The 16,325-nt window shown below is 66.9% G+C and carries 14 protein-coding genes; 10 read left to right on the forward strand and 4 right to left on the reverse strand.

Annotated features, from left to right (window positions below; genetic code table 11):
• Window positions 1-69 precede the first annotated feature (69 nt).
• Window positions 70-1,239, forward strand: coding sequence for a GNAT family N-acetyltransferase/peptidase C39 family protein (locus tag F813_RS0101090; RefSeq protein WP_017925237.1), 1,170 nt, complete (start codon window positions 70-72; stop codon window positions 1,237-1,239).
• Complete coding sequence (locus F813_RS0101095; RefSeq protein ID WP_017925238.1) at window positions 1,232-2,716, forward strand: RimK family protein; 1,485 nt, start codon at window positions 1,232-1,234, stop codon at window positions 2,714-2,716. Before F813_RS0101090 ends, F813_RS0101095 begins: the two co-directional genes overlap by 8 nt.
• Before the next feature lie 174 nt (window positions 2,717-2,890).
• Here F813_RS0101095 and F813_RS0101100 read toward each other — a convergent pair whose 3' ends face one another.
• The gene (locus F813_RS0101100) at window positions 2,891-3,436 is read right to left on the reverse strand and encodes a glycine cleavage system protein R (protein ID WP_017925239.1); all 546 of its coding nucleotides are present in this window, start codon (window positions 3,434-3,436) and stop codon (window positions 2,891-2,893) included.
• A 326-nt stretch (window positions 3,437-3,762) separates the two neighbouring features.
• Here F813_RS0101100 and F813_RS0101105 point away from each other — a divergent pair, with 326 nt between their 5' ends.
• Window positions 3,763-4,425 carry a cytochrome c gene (locus F813_RS0101105; protein ID WP_017925240.1) on the forward strand — a complete coding sequence of 221 codons (663 nt, stop codon included), beginning with the start codon at window positions 3,763-3,765 and terminating at the stop codon, window positions 4,423-4,425.
• A gap of 12 nt (window positions 4,426-4,437) precedes the next feature.
• Window positions 4,438-5,439 carry a c-type cytochrome gene (locus F813_RS0101110; protein ID WP_017925241.1) on the forward strand — a complete coding sequence of 334 codons (1,002 nt, stop codon included), beginning with the start codon at window positions 4,438-4,440 and terminating at the stop codon, window positions 5,437-5,439.
• A gap of 115 nt (window positions 5,440-5,554) precedes the next feature.
• On the opposite strand, the gene F813_RS0101115 is transcribed toward F813_RS0101110, so the two are convergent.
• The 3 genes from F813_RS0101115 to F813_RS0101125 all read right to left on the reverse strand — a co-directional run bounded on the left by F813_RS0101115 (window position 5,555) and on the right by F813_RS0101125 (window position 8,313).
• Window positions 5,555-6,325: an SDR family oxidoreductase gene (locus F813_RS0101115; protein ID WP_017925242.1), complete on the reverse strand. Its 771-nt coding sequence runs from the start codon at window positions 6,323-6,325 to the stop codon at window positions 5,555-5,557.
• A gap of 59 nt (window positions 6,326-6,384) precedes the next feature.
• Window positions 6,385-7,398 (reverse strand): RhuM family protein, encoded by a 1,014-nt coding sequence (rhuM, locus tag F813_RS0101120; protein WP_017925243.1) that lies wholly within the window; start codon window positions 7,396-7,398, stop codon window positions 6,385-6,387.
• A 93-nt stretch (window positions 7,399-7,491) separates the two neighbouring features.
• Window positions 7,492-8,313 (reverse strand): TatD family hydrolase, encoded by an 822-nt coding sequence (locus F813_RS0101125; protein WP_017925244.1) that lies wholly within the window; start codon window positions 8,311-8,313, stop codon window positions 7,492-7,494.
• Between the two features lie 165 nt (window positions 8,314-8,478).
• Here F813_RS0101125 and pepN point away from each other — a divergent pair, with 165 nt between their 5' ends.
• From pepN to F813_RS0101155, 6 genes are all read left to right on the forward strand, one after another.
• Complete coding sequence (gene pepN, locus F813_RS0101130) at window positions 8,479-11,115, forward strand: aminopeptidase N (RefSeq protein ID WP_017925245.1); 2,637 nt, start codon at window positions 8,479-8,481, stop codon at window positions 11,113-11,115.
• 270 nt (window positions 11,116-11,385) lie between these two features.
• Window positions 11,386-11,826, forward strand: coding sequence for a hypothetical protein (locus F813_RS0101135; RefSeq protein ID WP_051048341.1), 441 nt, complete (start codon window positions 11,386-11,388; stop codon window positions 11,824-11,826).
• 147 nt (window positions 11,827-11,973) lie between these two features.
• Window positions 11,974-13,500 carry a TolC family protein gene (locus F813_RS0101140; protein WP_017925247.1) on the forward strand — a complete coding sequence of 509 codons (1,527 nt, stop codon included), beginning with the start codon at window positions 11,974-11,976 and terminating at the stop codon, window positions 13,498-13,500.
• Window positions 13,500-14,924 (forward strand): multicopper oxidase family protein, encoded by a 1,425-nt coding sequence (locus F813_RS0101145; RefSeq protein WP_017925248.1) that lies wholly within the window; start codon window positions 13,500-13,502, stop codon window positions 14,922-14,924. Before F813_RS0101140 ends, F813_RS0101145 begins: the two co-directional genes overlap by 1 nt.
• Window positions 14,925-15,022: 98 nt before the next feature.
• Complete coding sequence (locus F813_RS0101150) at window positions 15,023-15,391, forward strand: copper resistance CopC family protein (protein ID WP_017925249.1); 369 nt, start codon at window positions 15,023-15,025, stop codon at window positions 15,389-15,391.
• A 3-nt stretch (window positions 15,392-15,394) separates the two neighbouring features.
• A complete protein-coding gene (locus F813_RS0101155) occupies window positions 15,395-16,303 on the forward strand; it encodes a CopD family protein (protein ID WP_017925250.1) in 909 nt (302 codons plus the stop codon).
• The last annotated feature ends 22 nt before the right edge of the window (window positions 16,304-16,325 follow it).

Consider the following 16,325-nt stretch of genomic DNA (forward strand, 5'->3'; position numbering starts at 1 on the left):
GGTGCTTGCCGTCACTCCGTGCGTGGCCGTGGAGTACGATGGAGATCGGGCAGCCGCCGGGAGAGGAGCGTGAGCCAGCAGGTCAAGCAACGGGTCGCGCCCGCCGCAGAATCGCCCGTGATCCGTCCGGCTACGCTGGAGGATCTGGAAGCGCTGGTGGCGCTGGAGGATGCGGCGTTCGAGGTCGATCGGATCTCGCGGCGGCAATTTCGCTACCTGCTGACGCGCGGGCATGCGGCCACGCGGGTGGCGGAGGGTCCCGGCGGGGAGGGCTTGCTCGGCTACGTGATGTTGCTGTTCAGCCGTGGTACTTCGCTGGCGCGGCTGTACTCGATCGCGGTGAGCGCGCGGGCGCGCGGTCGGGGGCTGGGCCGGCGCCTGGTGGAGGCGGCGGAAGACGCGGCGCGGGCGCACGGGCGGACCGACCTGCGCCTGGAGGTGCGGCGCGACAACGCAGCCAGTCTGGCGTTGTTCCGCGGGCTCGGCTATCGCGACTTCGGCACCATCGACGACTACTACGAGGACCATATGGATGCGCTGCGCTTGCAGAAATCGCTGGCGCCCGGCCCCGATCCAGCGCTGGTGCGTGCGCCGTACTACGCGCAGACGCTGGAGTTTACCTGCGGTCCGGCCGCGCTGATGATGGCGATGCGCGCTGTCGATCCGGATCTCAAGCTGGATCGGCGCCTGGAGTTGCGCCTGTGGCGCGATGCCACCACGATCTTCATGACCTCGGGCCATGGCGGTTGCGGACCGTACGGCCTCGCGCTGGCGGCCGCGCATCGCGGGTTCGAGGTGGAGCTGCTGGTGCGCGATCGCGGCGTCGCGTTCGCGGATTCCGTACGCAGCGCGGAGAAGAAGGAGGTGATGCAGCTGGTGCAGGAGGACATGGTCGAGGAGTTGAAACAGCTCGGGGTGCCGGTGGTGCACGGCCCGGTGAGCGTGGCCATGCTGGCGGCACGCTCTGCCGAAGGCGGGGTGCCGGTGGTGCTGATCAGCAGCGTGCGGCTCTATGCCGAGCGCTTCCCGCACTGGGTCACGGTCACCGGCTTCGACGAGCGCTTTGTCTACGTGCACGACCCGTTCGTGGACGCCGAGCAGGGTGAGCGCGCGCTGGATTCGGTGAACATGCCGATCGCGCGTGCGGACTTCGAGCGCATGGCGCGCTACGGCCGTGCGGGGCTGCAGGCGGCGGTGATCATCGGCCCACGCAAGACGCCAGGGGTGGCGCATGCCTGAGCACCGCATCCTGGTCGAGCGCCGGGCGGACTGGAAGCCGCACTTCCCCGACCTGCTGGTGATGGCCATCGACGACTACCTGCGCGGCCCGGCCGCCGACGACCCGGCCACCCTGCGGGTGATCAACCTGTGCCGCAGCCAGCGCTACCTGTCGGCCGGCTACTACGGCTCGCTGCTGGCGGAGGCGCGCGGGCATCGGGTGATCCCCAGCGTGCGCACCCTGCAGGACCTGTCGCGCAAGTCCATCTACAGCCTGGATACCGGGGAGCTGGACGAGCGCGTGGCGCGCGTGCTGGGCCGCAGCCGCCAGGCCGCGCAGCCCGAGCGGCTGGAGCTGACCGTGCTGTTCGGCCAGTGCGACGAGCCGGCGCTGCAGGAGATCGCCGCGCAGCTCTTCGCCCTGTTCCCCGCGCCCATGTTCCGGGTGGAGTTCCGGCGGCAGGGGCGCTGGCAGATTCACGCCCTGCGCCCGTTCGCGCTGAACGCGCTCGAGCCCGAGCAGGAGCCGGCCTTCTTCGCCGCGCTGGAGCGCTACCTCTCCAAACCCTGGCGGCGCCGCCGCGGGGCACGCAGCGCGCGCTACGAGTTGGCCATCCTGCACAACCCGGACGAGGCGATGGCCCCGTCCACGCCGGCCACGCTCAAGCGTTTCGCCCGCGCCGGGCAGGAGCAGGGGATGGATGTCGAGCTGATCCAGGCACGTGATCTGCCCCGGCTGGCGGAGTTCGACGCCCTGTTCATCCGCGAGACCACGGCGATCGACCACTACACCTATCGTTTCGCGCGCAAGGCCGAGGCCGAAGGCATGGTGGTGATTGACGACGCCGACTCCATCCTGCGCTGCACCAACAAGGTCTACCTGGCCGAGCGCCTCGCCGCCCATCGCGTGCCGACGCCCAGGACGGTGATCCTCAACCGCGAGACCATCCTGCGTGCGGAGGAGCAGATCGGCTATCCCGTGGTGCTCAAGATCCCGGACGGCAGCTTCTCGCGCGGCGTGTTCAAGGCGAACGACCGCGCCGAGCTGGAATCCATCGCCCGGCGCCTGCTGAAAGAGAGCGATCTGATCCTCGCCCAGGAGTTCGTCTACACCGAGTTCGACTGGCGTATCGGCGTGCTCAACCGCCAGCCGCTGTACGCCTCGCAATACCTGATGTCGCGCAAGCACTGGCAGATCGTCAATCACGACGCCAAGGGCGGCCCGCGCGAGGGCGGCTTCCGCACCCAGGCCCTGGCGGACGTGCCCGCCGTGGTGGTCAAGACGGCCGTCAAGGCCGCCAACCTGATCGGCGACGGCCTCTACGGAGTCGACCTCAAGCAGACCCCGCGCGGCGTGATGGTGATCGAGGTGAACGACAACCCCAACCTCGACGCCGGCATCGAGGACAAGATCCTCGGCGACGCGCTCTACACCACCCTGATGCAGGACTTCGTCCGCCGCCTCGACGCCGTGCGCCGCCACCGCGCCGCACCCTGAGCTGATTCAAAGAAGCGCTGATTGGTAACGAGAGTCCGCCAGTCGCCGCGTCGCAGGATGCGATGAGCGAAGCGAATCGCATCGGGGGTCGGGCCGCGCAGGGAGTGGTGCGTTTCGCTGCGTTCAACGGCACCCTACGACTGAAGGATGGTGCCTACCCGCGTCGGGAGGCGGTCAGGCCACGGCCTCGGGCGGTTCCTGCAGCGGGTCGTGGAGTTCGAGGTCGACCATCAGTTCGTTGGCCAGGGCCTCCAGGTCGTCCTGCAGAGTGTGCAGGTCCAGGCCCTCGGGGACACCCAGGCGAGCCTTCGCGCGAAACATCGGCTCGCCGGTCATCGAGCCCGGCTCGCAGGCCGTGTCCAGCGCTTCGACGCTGACGCCGTGGCGCGAAAGCACGGCGGTAATGTCCTGCACGATCCCCGGCCGGTCATGCCCGATCAGGTCGAGCATCACGGTGTGCCGCGCAGCCGTCGGAAGCTCGCTGCCGCGCTGGATATGCACCTGCAGCCCGTCGCCCTCCAGGTCGCGCAGCGCGGCCTCCAGCCCGTCGGCCGCCTCGGCTTCCACCTCCAGCAGTACCACCCCGGCAAACTGCCCGGCCAGCTGCGCCATCCGGCTCTCCAGCCAGTTGCCGCCAGCCACCCGCGCCTTGGCCGCCACCGCGCTCACCAGCCCCGGCCGGTCCGGCCCGATCACCGTCAGAATCACCGAAGTCTTCATGCGAGTACTCCCTGTGCCATTCCCAGTCAGTAGGGTCATCCTACGGCATGGTTCCGGCCGGCGGGTATACGGGTATGTCGCGATGACGAAACCGGAACCTTTGACTTTCGAGGACGCTGGTAGCCGGCGCTGGATCGACCGGCTGGGAGGCAGGAAGGCCTCGAGTTGATCGATATCAACAAACTGGCGATTCTGTGGCGGCCGGCCTGTCTAAAAACCCATTGTTCGAATATTCTTTTATTGTGTTGTTAGCTTATCGGGCAGGCTTGGGGCGGCCGCTTTCGATGCAGTAACACCATCAGGACCATGATTAAGGATAACGCGATATGACGAACAAGCAGCTTGCCGGAAGCCTGGCCCTCGTTCTCGGTTTCGGGATGGGCGCCTCGACGGTACAGGCAGTAGACGGGCTCGAGGGCGATCCGCAGCGCGGGGAAGGGCTGACGCAGACCTGTGTTTCCTGCCACCAGGCGGACGGTTCCGGGCAGAACATCCCTAACGGGGAATCCTGGCCGCGACTGGCCGGCCTGCCGGAGGGCTACATCGCGCGGCAACTGAAGGACTACCAGGAAGATCGCCGCGAGAGCAGCACCATGGCCCCGTTCGCCAACATGCTGGATGACCAGGGTATTGCCGATGTGGCTGCGTACTACGCCCAGCTCCCGGTTACCGAGGCACAGGGCGGCGAAGACGTCGATGAGGCCACCCTGGCGCGTGGCGAGGAACTGGCGCTGCGAGGGGACTGGAACCAGTACATCGTCAGCTGCCAGAGCTGTCACGGGCCGGGCAATGCCGGGGCCGGTGACAGCTTTCCAGGCATTGCGAGTCAGCATGCCGGTTACATTGCCGACCAGCTGCATCAATGGCAGGAGGGCGAGCGCGACAACGACCCGCAGGGCCTGATGGCAGCCATTGCCAAGCGCATGAGTGATGAGGATATCCGGGCGGTTTCCGCCTGGCTGGCCCGTCAGCGCGTAACGTCGGAATAAGGGAGTACGGACATGACCATTCGCAAGCTCACCCTGGGTACCGGGGCGGTTGTTCTGATGGCGGGTGCTGCGACCGCCGCCTGGGACGAGTACAAGCCCCTTTTCGACCTCGGCTATGCCGAGCCGGAAGATCACCAGCTTGTCCATATCCCGCCGACCCTGAAGGATTTGGAAGAGTCCAGTCTGCATCCGGAGCTGCAGGACGTGATCCGGCGCGGGCACGACCTCTTTGTCGATACCCAGCAACTGCGTGGCCAGCACGTATTCAACGACATGAACTGTGCCAGCTGCCATATGGACGCGGGGCGCCAGCCGTTCAGCGGCGCCCTGTGGCCGGCCGCCATCACGCTGCCCGACTACCGCGGAAAGAACTGGCAGGTGAACAGCCTTGAGGAACGCGTGGTTGGCTGTTTTACCTACTCGATGAATGGCAAGCCGCCGGAGTACGGCAGCGATACGATGCTGGCGATCACGGCGTACATGCAGTGGATGGCCAAGGATGCGCCGATGTACCCGGATCAGGAGATCTACGGTCGGGGATATGGATCGCTGGACGAGCCGGAACAGGAGCCTTCCTATGAGCGCGGCAAGGAGGTCTATGCCCAGAGCTGTGCGATCTGCCACGCCGACGATGGTCAGGGCCTGAAGCAGGACGGCCAGGTGGTCTTCCCGCCGTTGTGGGGCGATGGCTCCTTCAACTGGGGTGCCGGGATGTCACGGATCAACACCGCGGCGGCCTTCATCAAGCACAATATGCCACTGGGGCAGCCGAACTCGCTCAGTGACCAGGAGGCTTGGGACGTGGCGTTCTACATGAACAGTCATGAACGTCCGCAGGATCCGCGTTACACCGGCGATGTCCACGAGACCCGCGAAAAGCACGCCAATTTCCACGGCCACACCCTCTACGGGACCGTGCGCGAGCACGATGGTCACCTGCTCGGGGATCACGACAATACTGGCGAGAAGGACTTCCTGCGTCCGGAGATCCTCCGCGCACGAACCTTTGACTGAGGCAGTTCTCCCCAGGCCGGTTCGCCGGGAGGGCAACAGCGCCCCGGAACGCTCGTCGTTTCGGGGCGTTTTCGTTTCCGCCTTCGGGGCTGGGCCGTGCTGCTTTCGGGGGAGGTCAGTCGGCGTAGATCATTCGGCGGGTCATGCCGCCGTCGCTGGTCCAGATCTGGCCGGTGACGAAGCCGGCCTCCGGGCCGAGCAGGAAGGCGGTGAGCGCGGCGATGTCGGCGGGCTCGCCGACGCGCCCGGCCGGGTGCTGGGCGTGGTCCTGTGCGGATAGCAGCTGGGCCTGTTGCGGGTCGGGGCTGCGGGTGTCGATCCAGCCGGGGCGGATGGCGTTGATGCGGACGTCGGGTCCGGCACTGATGGCCAGGGCGTGGGTGAAGGCGTCCAGCCCGCCCTTGCTGGCGGCGTAGGCCTCGGTATCCGGTTCCGACTGCAGGGCGCGCGTGGAGCTGATGTTCACGATGGCCCCATGGCGGCGACGCAGCAGGGGCAGGGCGTGCTTGGCGAGCAGGAAGGCACCGGTCAGGTTGGTATCCAGCCAGCGCTGCCAGTCGGCCAGCTCCAGCTCTTCCACTGGCCCGGAGTGCGGGTCGCTGATGCCGGCGTTGTTCACCAGGGCATCGAGGCCGCCGTGCCATTCCTCCGTATGCCGAATGGCCTCGCGGACCTGTTCCTCGTCGCGGACATCCAGCGTGATGGCCCGGGCGACGGGGCCCAGACGTGCGGCGGCCTGTTCGCACTCGGGACCATCGATATCGGCCAGCACCACCTGCCAGCCATCCCTCACCAGGCGCTCGGCAATGCCGAGCCCGATCCCGCGCGCCGCGCCGGTGACCAGCGCGACCCGAGAGTCACTTTGATGGGGAGTGTGCTCAGACATGGAAGGTCACGGGTGAGTCTAGCTGCTCACGGTTGGCGCGGTGGGCGGGGCGACGTGAGTCATGCGGTTTCGGTCTCGTGCGCGAGCATGTTCATGATCAGGCGGATCATCGTTTCCTTGTTGTCGGGATCGGATTCCGCCACCAGCAGGGTCAGGGCGGCCAGGCCTACATCGTTGATCACGGGCTCGCCGGCTGGGCTGATGAGGCGCTGATTGCGATGCAGGAAGTCGACGAACAGGTAGGCGGCGCTGCGTTTGTTGCCGTCGGAGAACGGGTGGTTCTTGATCACGAAGTACAGCAGGTGCGCCGCCTTGGACTCCACCGTGGGGTAGGCCGGTTCGCCGAATACGGACTGGTCCAGGTTGCCCAGTAGCGACTCGAAGCCATCGCCGCGCTCCTGGGCGAAGAGCTCGGTTGCCTGTTTCTTTGCGACCAGGTCTTTCTTGAGCGTGGCGAGGGCGCCGCGCGCCTCTTCGGGTGTTGGCAGTGTCCCTCCGCTCTCGGCCCTGGGCTCGGTCAGCAGACCCTCGTCGTAGCGCTGTAGCAGCAGGAAGGTCTGGGCGTAGCGGGCGACGATGTCGACCAGCCCGCGACCGGCTTCGACGCCCAGTTCCGGGCTGCGGGCGGTCCGGCGCACCAGTTCCAGTGCGGCTTCCAACTCCCGGGCATTGGTCTCGAAGCGCTGGCGGTTGAGGGTCCAGCCGCGCGTCAGGTGCTCACGCAGTACGCGGGTGGCCCATTGGCGGAAGCGCACAGCACGGCGGGAGTTGACCCGGTAGCCGACCGAGATGATGGCGTCCAGGTTGTAGTGCTTGATACGTCGTGAGACCTGGCGGGTGCCTTCCTCCCGAACTACCGAGGAATCCTCGGTAGTTGCCGGTTCATCGAGTTCGTCGTCTTTGTAGATGTTCTTTAGATGCAGACCGACGTTGTCGGTGGAGGTGTCGAAGAGCTCGGCCATTTGCCGCTGCGTCAACCAAACGGTATCGCGTCCGGCGTCCAGTCGGACTTCCACGATGTGGTCGGCATCATCTTCGTAGATGACGATCGGGGTTTCGTCTTCCCGGGTCATGTCGGCTCCTCTTCCCTGAGGGGATGCTGTTTTATAACTATTTCCTGGCTGTGTTTCCTGTCACCAGCTGGCCGGGTGGATGCTCTCACCGTGTTACTCGCCTGATGCCGGCGGGAGGTTGTAGAAGGCGCGGGCGGTGGCGGTGGTGTGGGCGGCGAGATCTTCCGGGGTTTCGTCGCGCAGCTGGGCCACGTATTCGCCGATGTGAGGGAGGAAGGCGGGCTCGTTGCGCCGGCCGTTGCCGATCTTCTTGCCGGTGCCCTTGGGCAGGGTGCGTGGCAGGAGGTAGGGGGCGTCGGTCTCGATCATCAGGCGGCCGGGCGGGATGGTCCGCACCAGCGGGTGCAGGTGGGTGCCGCGGCGCTCGTCGCAGACCCACCCGGTGATGCCGATGTGGCAGTCGAGGTCGAGGTATTCGGCCAGGGCGTCGGCCTCGCCGGTAAAGCAGTGCACTACGGCGGCCGGCACCTTGTCGCGCCAGCGGCGCAGGATCTGGGCGAAGTCGTGGTGGGCGTCGCGTTCGTGCAGGAACACCGGCAGCCCGAGATCGGCGGCCAGCTCCAGCTGGGCCTCGAAGGCGATGCGCTGCTGCGGGCGTGGCGAGAAGTCGCGGTTGTAGTCGAGGCCCATCTCGCCCATGGCGACGACGTTGGCATCCGCGCGGGCGAGGTCACTGAACCGGGCGGCGATCGCATCGGTCCACTGCTTTGCCAGGTGCGGATGCACGCCCAGGGTGGCGCGGCAGCAGTCCGGGTACTGGTCGGCGATCTCCAGGCACTTCTCGCTCTGGTGGGCGTCGGCGCCGGTGATCAGCATCCAGGAGACGCCGGCCTCGCGGGCGCGCTCGAGGACCTCGTCGCGTTCCTTGTTGAAGGATTCGTGGGTGAGGTTAAAGCAGATATCGATCCATTCCATGCGCGGTATGCTAACGGATTGGTGTTCTGGTGCCAGTTTCCGGTACGTGATCGCGGCGTGGGGCCGGAGCCGCGTTGGCAATGACAGGGCCATGGTCCGGGTTTGACGTCGAGGCTGTGGTGGCGTGTTAAACCTTTTTGCAGTGCCTTTGATCTGGAGTTTGGAATGCGTGATGCGAGTCCCCAGGCGGTTTATCTGAGCGATTACCAGCCGCCGGCGTTTGTGGTGGAGAGCCTGGAGCTGGACTTTGATCTGTCCGCGGCGACCACCGAGGTGACCACGCGCACGGCGGTGCGGCGCAATCCGCAGGCGGTGGAGCCGGATGCGCCGCTGCGACTGTACGGCGATGGCGTCGAGTTGGTGTCACTCACGGTGGATGGTGCCGAGCCCGCGGAAGGTCGGGTGGAGCAGGATGCCGAGGGCCTGCTGCTGCACGGCCTGCCGGAGCGTGCGCGGCTGGAGATCGTCAGCCGCTGTCACCCGGAGCAGAACACCGCGCTGGAAGGCCTGTACGCCTCCAGCGGCAATCTGTGCACGCAGTGCGAGCCGGAGGGCTTTCGCCGCATCACCTTCTTCCCCGACCGCCCGGATGTGCTGACCCCCTACCGTGTGCGCCTGGAGGCGGACCGGGCGCAGTACCCGGTCCTGCTGGCCAACGGCAACCGCGTGGAGGCCGGCGAGCTGGATGGCGGGCGCCACTATGCGGTGTGGGAGGATCCGTTCCCCAAGCCGTCGTACCTGTTTGCGCTGGTCGCCGGGGATCTGGCCTGCCAGCGCGACACCTTCACCACCATGTCCGGGCGCGAGGTCGCGCTGGAGCTGTATGTCGAGGCGCACAACGCCGATCGCTGTGACCACGCGCTGGCCTCGCTGAAGCGCGCGATGCGCTATGACGAGGAGGCCTTCGGCCGCGAATACGATCTGGACGTGTACATGATCGTCGCGGTGGACGACTTCAACATGGGGGCGATGGAGAACAAGGGGCTCAACCTGTTCAATGCCAAGTACGTGCTGGCCAGCCCCGACACCGCCACGGATGACGACTTCGTCGCCATCGAGTCGGTGATCGCCCACGAGTACTTCCACAACTGGTCGGGCAACCGCGTGACCTGTCGCGACTGGTTCCAGCTGTCGCTCAAGGAGGGGCTCACGGTCTTCCGCGACCAGGAATTCACCACCGACTGCACCCTGTTCGGCGTGAAGCGCATCGACGATGTCGCCATGCTGCGCGCCTTCCAGTTCCCGGAGGACGCGGGTCCGCTGGCACACCCGGTGCGACCGGACCACTACGCCGAGATCAACAACTTCTACACCCTGACGGTGTACGAGAAGGGCGCGGAGCTGATCCGCATGCTGCGCACCCTGATCGGGCGCGAGACCTTCCGTCGCGGGCTGGATCTCTACTTCGAGCGTTTCGACGGCCAGGCGGTGACCACCGACGACTTTGTCGCGGTGATGGCCGAGGCCAGCGGGCGCGATCTCTCCCGCTTCAAGCGCTGGTACACCCAGGCGGGCACCCCGCACGTGACCGCAAGCACCGCGTTTGACGGCCCCGGCGGCCCGGCCCGCATGACGCTCGCACAGGAGACGCCGGCGACCCCGGGGCAGGCGCACAAGGAGCCGGTGGTGATCCCGATGCGGGTTGCTTTCCTCGATGCCGACGGCCAGCGCATCCGCGCGCGCCTGGATGGCGACGACGCCGAGCGCGACGAATGGGTACTGGAGCTGGATGCCGCCGAGCACACCTTCTGTTTCGAGGGCCTGTCCGCCGAGCCGACCGCGATCTCCTGGCTGCGTGGCTTCTCCGCCCCGGTGATCCTGAACGCCAACCAGGGCGTGGACGAGCTGGCCCACCTGCTGGCGCATGACGACGATGCCTTCGCCCGCTGGGAGGCCGCTCAGACCCTGTTCCGCCGCGCGATCCGCGCGCGTATCGAACACGACGCCGCCGACTCCGCGCTGGAGGCCGCCACCGAGCACGCCCTGCACGCCCTGATCGAGGACCCGGCGATCGAGCCGGTGCTGCTGGCGACCATCCTGCAACTGCCGCCCACGCGCGAGCTGGCCGAGCTGTTCGAGCGCGTCGATCCGGTGCGCCTGCGCATGGAGCGCGATGACCTGGAGAAGCGCCTTTACGCCCCGCTGGCCGGCGCGATGCAGCAGATCCAGCCGAAGCTGGACGACGTGGACAACGGCGCCTTCACCGCCGAGGCGATGGGCCTGCGCCAGCTGCGCAACCGCCTGCTGGCGCTGCGCGTGGCCGCCGGCGACCAGGCCGCGGTGCCCGAGGCCCTGGCGCAATACCAGAAGGCGCGCAGCATGACCATGCGCATGGGCGCGCTGAATGCGGTGAACGAGCTGGATCACGAGGCCCGCGAGGTGCTGCTGACGGACTTCGAGCAGCGTTACCGCGACGATCCGCTGGTGCTGGACAAGTACTTCGGGTTGCAGGCCGGCAGCCAGGTCGCCGGCGGTTTCGAGCGCCTGGACGCGCTGCTGGAGCACCCCGGGTTCCGCTGGACCAACCCGAACCGAGTGCGCGCGGTGCTGGGGCCGTTCATGGCGCGGAACGAACGCCATTTCCACCAGGAAGACGGTGCCGGCTACCGGCGCATGAGTGGCTTCGTCGAGAAGCTCGACGCGATGAACCCGCAGACCGCCGCGCGCCTGGCCCAGCCGCTGACGCGCTGGCAAAAGGTGGACAAGGTTCGCGGCGAGCAGATGCGTGCGGAACTCGAGCGCCTCGCCGCGCTCGAAGTGTCGCGCGACCTGCGCGACGTGATCGAGCGCGCGCTCGCGTAGGAGGCCAGCCCTCTGGCCGATGGGCGTTGGTCAGGTCGCAATCGGCCAGGGGCTGGCCTTAAACAGGGGGTCAGCCCCGGATCTGCAGGAGGCGAGCCTCTCGCCGATGGGGCGCTGGTCGGGTCCCTGTCGGCCAGAGGGCTGGCCTCCTACAGGGGTGGCGCCCAAGGGTGAGGGTTGTGGTATGTTGACCGCCGATTGCCGGGCCGAGGGGCCCCCAAACGAGGTTTGACCGACGTGAAACGGGTCTTCCACCGACTGCTGTGCTGGATGCTGGTGCTGGCGATTGCCGGCCTGCCGGCGCTTGCGGCGGTTGCGAGCGAGGAAGGCGGTCACGCCGGGCATGCGATGCACGGGGCCCAGTCGCAGGGCGACAAGCCTGCGGATCACACGGCCCATGACCACTCACATGATCACGCGCACGGCGACGACCACGATCATCATGCGCATGACGATCATGCCGATACCCGGCATGGCGATGACCACACCCGCGAGACTTCGGATTCCTCTGACGCCAGCGGGGTGATCGTGCACGTGGATTGCATGGACGCCACCTGTCTGGCCTCTTGCTCGGCCTGCAGCCATTGCCAGGGTATGCCGTCCATCACCGGTATCAATGCCCTGAGCCCGATGACCCAGGCGGCGAACCTGTATTCCTTCCAGAGCGGTCCGCCTGCGGCCGCGTTATACCGACCCCCGATCCTCTCCTGATCTGACCGTACCGGCCCGAGCGCCGGGGCTGTCCGCACGTCCGGGTTTCCACTCGGTGCTGGCGGACGGCAAGGCCGTGTCGCGCGTTCGCGCGGGATGCGGAGTCGAAGTCCGATCAAGGAGATTTTCACGATGCGAGCAACCCGATTGCTGCTCCCCGTCGTATCGGTGCTGTTCCTCGCCGGTTGCGCGGTTACCGCGCCCGAGCTGGATCGCTCCGAAATGGCGGAGGACATCTCGGTGCAGGGGATCGACCTGCCTGAGTCGGAGATGCCCCGACCCTCCGGCGAGCTGACGCTCGAGGAGGCGATTCATCAGGCCCTGTGGCGTAACCCGCGCATGCAGCAGGCCTACGCCAAACTGGACCTGACGGCCGCCGATGTGGTCGAGGCCTCCCAGTTTTCCAATCCCACCTTGTCGCTGTCGGTGATGCGCCCGGAGGGCGGGGGCGGCAACGAGTATGGCGTCGGTCTGGCCTGGGGCATATCCGGTCTGCTGATGCGCAGTGCCCGTCAGGACATTGCCGAGTCCCACTGGGAGTCCACCCGGCTGCAACTGGCCGAGGGGATGGTGGCCCTGGCCTCGGACACCGAACGCGCCTGGTATGACGCGGTGGCTGCGCGCCAGCGCGCCCAGGTACAGGCCCTGGAAACCCGTGCGGCGGATCTCGGGTCGCTGCTGGGCGAGCGTTTCTATGACGCCGGCAACATGACCGACCTGAAGCGCTCCCAGTTGCGTATCCGCGCCGCAGAGGCCCGGCTGAAGCTCGAGGACGCACGCCAGCGCGAACGCGAGACGCGCCTGCGCCTGGCCCATCTGATGGGGCTGCCCGGCGAGGTCGATGAATGGGAGGTCCCGGGAAAGCTGCCCCTGCCGCTGGCGGGTTTGGGTGATCGCGAGGCCCTGGTCGAGCAGGCCCTGGAACAGCGTCTCGATCTGCGTGCCCTGGATCATGCCCTGGAAGGGCTCACCGAGGGCGTAGCCCTGGTGCGGCGTTATCGCTGGCTGGGCGATATCGAGCCCGGGATCGAGTTCGAGCGCGAGACTGACGGTACCCGCCTGTGGGGCGGCGGCATCTCGTTCACCCTGCCGATCTTCAACCAGAACCAGGCCGGCATCGCCCGCGCCGAGGCACGGCTGGAGGACGGCGAGGCCCGGCGTGCCAAGCTGGAGCAGGCGATCACCGCCGATGTCCACCAGCACTTCGTGCGCCTGGCCCATCACCGGGACAAGTTCGGTACCAAGCGTTATGAACTGCTGCCGGCCCGCGAGATCGAGCTGGAGCGCATGCAGGAGCGTGTGAACTTCATGTTCGACGATGTTTTCGACCTGCTGGTGACCAAGCAGGAGGAGCTGGCCGACTGGCAGCGGGCGGTTGCCGCGCTGGGTGACTACTGGCGCGCCCGGGTGGAGCTGGGCTTTGCGGTGGCCGGCGAGCTGCCGGGAGGAGCACCGGGTGACGAGGGCTATCTCGAGACCGATGCGCTCGAGCATGACCCCTCCGAGATGGACCACGGGGATCACGGAGATCATGGAGATCACGGGGATCACGGAGATCATGGAGATCACGGAGATCACGGAGATCACGGAGATCACGGACACGGCGATCATGGTGACCACGGCGACGAGCAAAACGACCACTCGTTCGACGACGGTCACGGAGGGCATCACTGATGAAACGGCGTAACTTCCTGCTGGCCGCCGGCGCCGCAATGCTGCCGGCAACGACACTGACCCGAGTGATGGCCGAAACGGGTCACGAGCACCACAACGAGGGCGAAACCACGCCGGGTGAGCGCACCAACCAGGGCTACATGCCGGTGCACACGCCGAACGGCTGGACCCTGCCGTACGAGATGAACAACGGCGTGAAGGAGTTCCACCTGGTCGCCGAGGAGATCGAGCACGAATTCGCGCCCGGTTCGGTGGCCAAGTGCTGGGGCTACAACGGCACCACGCCCGGCCCGACCATCGAAGCTGTCGAAGGGGACAAGGTCCGTATCTACGTGACCAACCGGTTGCCGGAATACACCTCGGTGCACTGGCACGGCATCCATCTGCCCTCGGGCATGGACGGGGTGAAGGGCGTGACCCAGCCGCCGATCCATCCGGGCGAGACCTTCGTCTACGAGTTCGAGCTGAACCAGCACGGCACGCACATGTACCACCCGCATGCCGACGAGATGGTGCAGATGGCGATGGGGATGATGGGCATGTTCATCATCCACCCGAAGGATGGCGAGATCGAACCGGTGGACCGCGATTACGCAATCCTGCTGCACAACTGGGCCCTGCATCCCGGTACCCGCACGCCGGATCCGTCGATCATGGTGGACTTCGACCTGTGGTCGATGAACTCCAAGGTGTTCCCGGCCATCGACTCGCTGGTGGCGAAGACCGGCGAGCGCGTGCGCATCCGCATGGGCAATCTGTCGATGTGGAACCACCCGATGCACGTCCACGGGGTGTCGTTCGAGGTGACCGGCTCGGATGGTGGGCGCTGGCCGCGCGAGCAGTGGCGCAAGGAGACCACCGAGATCGTGGCGGTCGGCCAGACGCGCGACATCGAGTTCGTCGCCCCGCCCGGTGACTGGGCATTCCACTGCCACATGTCGCACCACACCATGAACCCGATGGGCCATGGCATTGCCAATACCCTGGGCGTGGATCAATCCGGCCTCGAGGACGAAATCCGCACGCTGCTGCCGGGATACATGGCCATGGGCGAACACGGCATGGCGGACCATCAGGATCATACCGATGGCGGCCATATGCGCGGCCCCGAGAACACGCTGCCGATGGGGATGGGCCAGGGCCCGTTCGGCAACATCGGCATGGGCGGGATGTTCACCCTGATCAAGGTGCGCGACGACCTGGAGCCCGGCGACTTCAGTGATCCCGGCTGGTACTGGCACCCGGACGGCGAGGTCGCTCGCCGCGTGAGCAGCGATCCCGATTTCGGCAATCCGGTACGCCGCGGCAGGGTCGCAGGTGCGGATTCCGATGAGCTCCCGACGCCCAGCCGCGATGCCCACGGCGGACATGGCGGCCACGGGGGGCATGGAGGACACAACGGCCACGGAGGCCACAACCACTGAGGTTCCATCGGCGCGGGCGCCGGGACCGCCGCAAGGCGGCCCCGGTGGTCCGTGACCGCCTGACCCTGACACGACTGCACTTAAAAAAGAGGCATTTCATGATGACGATTCGTACCCGCAATACCCTGCGTTCGGCCCTTGCGGCCCTGTTGCTGGCTTTTGCCGCTCCCCTGATGGCCCACGAGGGCGAGATGGGCCAGGTCCCGGAGGATGGCTCCACGGTGCAGGGCACCCCGGAGGAGATCGGGATTCACTTCGACGGCGAGATGCGCATCACCCAGTTCGACGTGATCGGCCCGCGGGGCCGTGTGTCCCTGGAGGACGGGCCGGGCAATGACCCGACCGAGGAATACCATGTGCGTCCGGCCGGCTCGCTCGAACCCGGCAACTACGAGGTGCGCTGGCGCGGTCTGGCCCGTGACGGCCACATGATGTCCGGAAGCTTCCGCTTTACGGTGGAGGACTGAACCGTGGCCTGGCTGTCCGCGCTCGCCGAAGTGGATACCTGGACGGTCGCCATGATCCTGGTTGAGGCCGGGTTCTATGCTGGTGCCTTGTGGGCGGCCGGGGCGGTGCTGTTCCGCCTGGCGTTTCCGGATCTGCCGGATCCGGAGCGTCGGGCGGCCAGCCGCACGGGAGCGATCGCGGCCTGGGTCGCGATTGTGTTTGTCCTGATTCAGTGGCCGCTGCAGGCTGGTTATCTCGGTGGTGGCAATGGCGCCGCCGCGGTCGATCCGATGTTGCTCGGGATGGTGTTCGAGGGCGCGCAGGGGACCCGTCTGATCCTGGCCGTGAGCGGGCTTGTACTGCTCCAGGCCATCCTGCTGGATGCTCGGCGCCTGCCGGGGCTTGGGTACGGCCTGAGCCTTGCCGGTGTATTGCTGGTCATGCTCGCATTCGTGCAGGTCGGGCACACCGTGGACGAACCCCGGTGGCTGCTGGGCGGCTTGCTGGTCGTTCATCTGCTGGCGGCCGCGTTCTGGGTTGGCTCGTTGTGGCCTTTGTACCGCCTGTCGGGACACCCGCCCGGTGGGGCGGACGCCGTACGTATCCTGGATCGCTTCGGGCGGGTGGCCGTGTTCGGTGTCGGCCTGCTAGTGCTGGCGGGTGTCGTCCTGGCCGCGCTGTTGCTCGGCGGCGTCACGCCACTGCTCACGACCGGCTACGGGCAGTTTCTGATCGGCAAGGTGCTGATCGTCGCCTTGCTACTGCTGTTGGCGGCGTCCAATAAATGGCGTCTGGTGCCAGCCTTTGAGCGGGGCGAGGCGCGGGCCTCGCAACGGCTGCAACGCAGCATCGCGTCCGAGGTCGTGCTGGTGGGGCTGGTCCTGCTGGTCACGGCGACGTTGACTACGGTCAGTTCCCCGGCCAACGGGTGAAAGGACGAGCCCCCGGCCTTTG

Source organism: Thioalkalivibrio sp. HL-Eb18 (assembly GCF_000364985.1).
Taxonomy (GTDB): domain Bacteria; phylum Pseudomonadota; class Gammaproteobacteria; order Ectothiorhodospirales; family Ectothiorhodospiraceae; genus Thioalkalivibrio.